This window comes from Methylobacterium sp. yr668, assembly GCF_900116245.1.
Lineage (GTDB): Bacteria > Pseudomonadota > Alphaproteobacteria > Rhizobiales > Beijerinckiaceae > Methylobacterium.
The window spans coordinates 1-4,623 of the sequence record NZ_FOZY01000083.1; the positions used below are offsets into that span (position 1 = coordinate 1).

The following is a 4,623-nucleotide window of genomic DNA, read 5'->3' on the forward strand; positions in this document are numbered from 1 at the left end:
CGGCGGTCACCGAAGCCCGGCGCCTTGACGGCCGCGACCTTGAGGCCGCCGCGGAGCTTGTTGACGACGAGGGTGGCCAGAGCCTCGCCCTCGATGTCCTCGGCGATGATCAGGAGCGGCTTGCCGGTCTGAACGACGGCCTCGAGCACCGGCAGCATGGCCTGGAGCGACGAGAGCTTCTTCTCGTGGATGAGGATGTAGGGATCCTCGAGCTCGGCGACCATCTTCTCCGCGTTCGTGATGAAGTACGGGGAGAGGTAGCCGCGGTCGAACTGCATGCCCTCGACGACGTCGAGCTCGGTCTCGGCCGTCTTGGCCTCCTCGACCGTGATCACGCCCTCGTTGCCCACCTTCTGCATCGCGTGGGCGATCATCTCGCCGATCTCCGTGTCACCGTTGGCGGAGATCGTGCCGACCTGGGCGATTTCCTCGGACGAGGCGACCTTCCGCGAGCGGCCCGCGATATCCTTCACGACCGCGGCCACGGCCAGATCGATGCCGCGTTTCAGGTCCATCGGGTTCATGCCGGCGGCGACGTACTTGACGCCCTCGCGGACGATGGACGCCGCCAGAACGGTCGCCGTGGTGGTGCCGTCACCCGCAATGTCGCTCGACTTCGAGGCCACTTCGCGCACCATCTGGGCGCCCATGTTCTCGAACTTGTCGGCGAGCTCGATCTCCTTGGCGACCGTCACACCGTCCTTGGTGATGCGCGGGGCGCCGAAGCTCTTCTCGATCACGACGTTGCGGCCCTTCGGGCCCAGCGTCACCTTCACTGCGCTGGCGAGCAGCTCGACACCGCGCAGCATCCCCTCGCGAGCATCAACCGAAAAGCGAACATCTTTGGCGGACATGGTGGTGCGCTCATCATCTGTCGTCTGGCCCCAAGGCACGCCACAGCGGGCGCCTCGACGGGAAGGTCGTCGTTCGAGGCCGCGAACGGCCTGATCGAGGCTAGGCGACGATGCCCAGGATGTCGGATTCCTTCATGATCAGGAGGTCCTGGCCGTCAATCTTGACCTCGGTGCCGGACCATTTGCCGAACAGCACACGGTCCCCCGCCTTGACATCGAGCGCGTTGATCTTGCCGGCCTCGTCGCGTGCACCGGGCCCCACAGCGACGACCTCGCCCTCCTGCGGCTTCTCCTTGACCGTATCGGGGATGATGATCCCGCCCTTGGTCTTCTCCTCGCCTTCGATGCGACGGAGCACCACGCGGTCGTGCAGCGGACGGAATTTCATTGTGAGATCCTGATCGTTCCCAAGCGAGATCCAACCGCGGTGATTGGCGCTGTCGCGGGACAGAGACCGGCGAGATTGTTTCGCCGCTTGATCGACCGACTGTTAGCACTCGCCGCATGGAAGTGCTAATCTTATGATGGGACAGCGGGCCCCGCTCATCCGGAAGCCGGGGCAAAACGCCTAAACGGCCCCTTCAGCGAGGGACAGCGGATTCGAACCGCCTGCGTCGATCGACCGATCTCCGCGCCGCGCGGATCAACCTGCGCGATCGTCCGCCCTGATCGGGCCGCTCAAGCAGGACTGTGTTGGAGGATGGCAAGACGATCAGTCAGCCCACCGCTCCGCCGACCAGCGACGATTTCACCGTGAAAAGCAACTGTCTCGCCTGAAATCGCCAAGAGTTTTGACAATCGAAAATCTGGCCGGTGGCAGACGGATATTTCGTCTCTTTCACACGTTACACTTGTCCGCGCGATGGTCAGTCCCGCCGCTGGCGGACAAGGATCATTGTCATGACAATTCTGATGGCCGTCGCTCTGGCGATTGCGTTGCTCGGCATCGCGCTGACGTCGGCAGCCTACCGGTTTGCACCGGTGTCGAAGCACATAGCGAGCGGGGATATCGTCCTCGTCTGTGGGATCAGCACTGCGGCGTTGGGAAGCCTCGGAGTCCTCCTGCAGATCTTCACCGTCTGACCTGCGGGCTCGTCGAAGCCGCGTTGCCCGTGACCGGGTCGCGCGGCGGGATCCATGTCATGGACGGGAGGCTGCCACCATGCCGACACTGCCCGACGCCTACCTCCGGGACATCCTTGCAAAGGCGGAACAGGAACTCGCCGCGGCCGAGCTGCGCCGGGCCCAGCAGGCACGGATCGTCGCCGGCCCGCTCAATAGCCCGGAGACCCGAGCCGCCGCGGAACTGCTTCTGCGGGAGATCGACCGGACCATCACGTCCATCTGGGCGAACCGCCATTTAATCGAGGTCATCCTGGCCTGATCAAGCCGAGCCGGCAGATATGCCGATGCCGCGTTCATCCCCCCGCCCCTCGGCCAAGCGCGTCTCGTCCGTGCACAACGGCAGGTCGGCGGCTGGGGCCCCGACAATGGCACGGGACCAATCCTCACGATGCGTGTCACGTGCCGTTGCCTTGGGCGGTCATGCTGCCCGCGATCGGACCCTTATTCGAGCCCTCGGCAAAAACGTGGCCTGCACGGCACCGCCCGCCGACACTTCCCGAGGGGGCTGGCGACAAGCGTCAGCTCACGAAACTGCGCCACGGTCTGCCAAGGCGTTCGCCGACAGAGCCATCCGCGGCACGCATCTCCAAGCCACTTCGCTGTCGCTTTCCCAGATCATCGAGCGTCACGATCATCCACGAGACTTGGGCTTTGGGGGTCTGTGCGCTCGAAGCGGAGGGTCAATACCTGAGCTCGCTCCAGCGAAAGCAGACCATCAGCGACCAGGCCCGAAACCACTTCCCCGAATTCGTCCCTGGTAAGGCCACGACTCTTGAAGGACTTCACGATCGTGTCCGAATGCGCCATGACCATCAGATCGCGCTTGATCTCCATCGTCGAGGGGATCGATATTTTGCGCCCAAAACGTTTCTGATTGAGCATGGCGGATCTCCTTGACGACAGCAACGGAAGCTCGAGTACTGAAAACGCCGAGAACGTTATTTCGTTCAGATCAGCGCCTGTTTCATGTTTTCCGGGATAAAATTACTAATATGCGATAAATCGCCAGATTTATATTTATTTGATCTGGTAAAATATTTTCGACACACCATCTTATGAGAGTCGCCGCATCCTGCGGGCGATCGCCGCGACGCGCGACTGTGTCGTCGGACGGACGCGGGTCCTGTCGCGTGCTGACGTCAGTCAGCAGGTGATGCGCTGAGTTCCCGGCATGGCGAATCTCGGGGACGACCCTCGACATGATGGAGCGGCTCTACGTCGCCAGTCGACCTGGCCACCTGAGCAAACGGTGACGTCATCGGCCGGCGCTTTGGCAGGACAGCGGCCGTCGGCTGTCTGCATGCGCGTGAATTCAGCCCGTCCAGCAAGGAGTGCGTTATGGCTCAACCCAGACTTACAGGCTTGGAGTTCAGCTGGTTCACCAAGTGCCAGATGATGGCGTCAAATTATGCCCAGCACTGGGAGATGGTTCTCGAGCCTGATCTTGGAGGTCTGATTCAGGCCGTCGCCACCGATGCGCGGACCAGCTTCACCGGGCCGCAATCGATGCGTCGCGTCGCCGAACGACTGACGCTCGTTGCGGACTCGCTTGTCGCGGCGAGCGACGATCGGGCTCGCGCTGCTGATTTGCGCCGCGAAGACGGTCGTTGCACGGAAGCGCTGCAATACTTGGCTTCGCAACTGGCGAGCACGGCAGCCAGCGTCGAGGCACGGAAGCATGCGTCCGCCTCCGCGACTGAAACAAGTCAGGCGCCGTCGGCGTGACTGCCAAAGGACTTATAATATCGGTCCCGGAAGATTAATAAACGGTTCTTATCGGAGCATTGAACAGATCAGATGATCGTTTTCAGATCCGATCCCCACAAGTTACAGGTCATGCCATCGGCGAAGGAGCCCGGCCGGTTCGACTGGTCGATCACGCGGGACGACGTGATCGTGCGCCAGTCGGCCCGATCCTTCGATTCGGAGGGCGCTTCGGAGACGAATGGCGATTTAGCCCTTCGTCGGATGACGGTGCGTTGGCAGGGCGCGCGATAGGCGCCGCAACCGCTACGGTCGTGCCTCCAACTGGGTCATCGCTCCGCCGGGCATGTCAGAGCCTTCGGCCTGTCCGAGTGAGACCGGCGGGAGCTGCGCCGAGACCGACGCGTCCCGCGTGCCGTATGGCGGCGCCGACTAATTGCCCAGCCGGCGTCATCCTGCCGACACCGATCGCCTGCCGCGCCGGAAACGGCGGACCGGCGCCTCTTCCCGTGGTGGGAAGGGGACTCGCCGTCCCTCGGCAATCGGAAGGCACGCCCCATTCCAGTGAACAGGATCAATCCCATAACAGGCCGTTCAAGAACAGCGTGGCTGCTTCCGACCCTGGCTGTGTCAAAACCCCGAAGGTGGTAGCTTTCCTCTGCACGACCGGAGGATGGCATGGGACGGTTCGTTGTCGGTGCCGAGCGCGATCAGACGACGCTGTTTCCGCCTTGTCTTGAGGACTGGATCGCCGAGGACAATCCTGTCCGCGTCGTCGATGCCTTTGTGGAGGCCCTGGAACTCGGCGCGCTCGGCTTTGCGGGTGTCGATGCGGCACGCACGGGTCGACCGGGCTACCATCCGGCCGCCCTGCTGAAGCTGTACGTCTACGGCTATCTCAACCGGGTCCCGTCAAGCCGACGCCTGGAGCGCGAGGCGG

Annotated in this window: 7 protein-coding genes; 4 read left to right on the plus strand and 3 right to left on the minus strand. The window is 62.9% G+C overall.

Going from position 1 to position 4,623, the window contains the following annotated elements; genetic code table 11:
* Together groEL and groES are read right to left on the minus strand one after the other, a co-directional pair.
* On the minus strand, positions 1 to 854 hold an 854-nt coding region (gene groEL, locus BM419_RS31410), incomplete at its 3' end, for a chaperonin GroEL (RefSeq protein ID WP_139257198.1).
* A 100-nt stretch (positions 855 to 954) separates the two neighbouring features.
* Positions 955 to 1,242 (minus strand): co-chaperone GroES, encoded by a 288-nt coding sequence (gene groES / locus BM419_RS31415; protein WP_056521150.1) that lies wholly within the window; start codon positions 1,240 to 1,242, stop codon positions 955 to 957.
* Between the two features lie 512 nt (positions 1,243 to 1,754).
* Between groES and BM419_RS31420 the strand changes: the two genes are divergently transcribed.
* Both BM419_RS31420 and BM419_RS31425 read left to right on the plus strand, forming a co-directional pair.
* A complete protein-coding gene (locus tag BM419_RS31420) occupies positions 1,755 to 1,937 on the plus strand; it encodes a hypothetical protein (protein ID WP_020096511.1) in 183 nt (60 codons plus the stop codon).
* Positions 1,938 to 2,016: 79 nt separating this feature from the next.
* Positions 2,017 to 2,238, plus strand: coding sequence for a hypothetical protein (locus tag BM419_RS31425; RefSeq protein WP_091683110.1), 222 nt, complete (start codon positions 2,017 to 2,019; stop codon positions 2,236 to 2,238).
* A gap of 356 nt (positions 2,239 to 2,594) precedes the next feature.
* Here the strand turns inward: BM419_RS31425 and BM419_RS31430 are convergent, their stop codons facing one another.
* Positions 2,595 to 2,861 carry a hypothetical protein gene (locus tag BM419_RS31430; RefSeq protein ID WP_139257199.1) on the minus strand — a complete coding sequence of 89 codons (267 nt, stop codon included), beginning with the start codon at positions 2,859 to 2,861 and terminating at the stop codon, positions 2,595 to 2,597.
* 456 nt (positions 2,862 to 3,317) lie between these two features.
* Between BM419_RS31430 and BM419_RS31435 the strand changes: the two genes are divergently transcribed.
* Both BM419_RS31435 and BM419_RS31445 read left to right on the plus strand, forming a co-directional pair.
* Positions 3,318 to 3,704, plus strand: a complete 387-nt coding sequence (locus tag BM419_RS31435) for a hypothetical protein (protein ID WP_139257200.1) — start codon at positions 3,318 to 3,320, stop codon at positions 3,702 to 3,704.
* A gap of 657 nt (positions 3,705 to 4,361) precedes the next feature.
* Positions 4,362 to 4,623: transposase (locus BM419_RS31445; protein WP_139257201.1), on the plus strand; the 262-nt coding region annotated here is incomplete at its 3' end.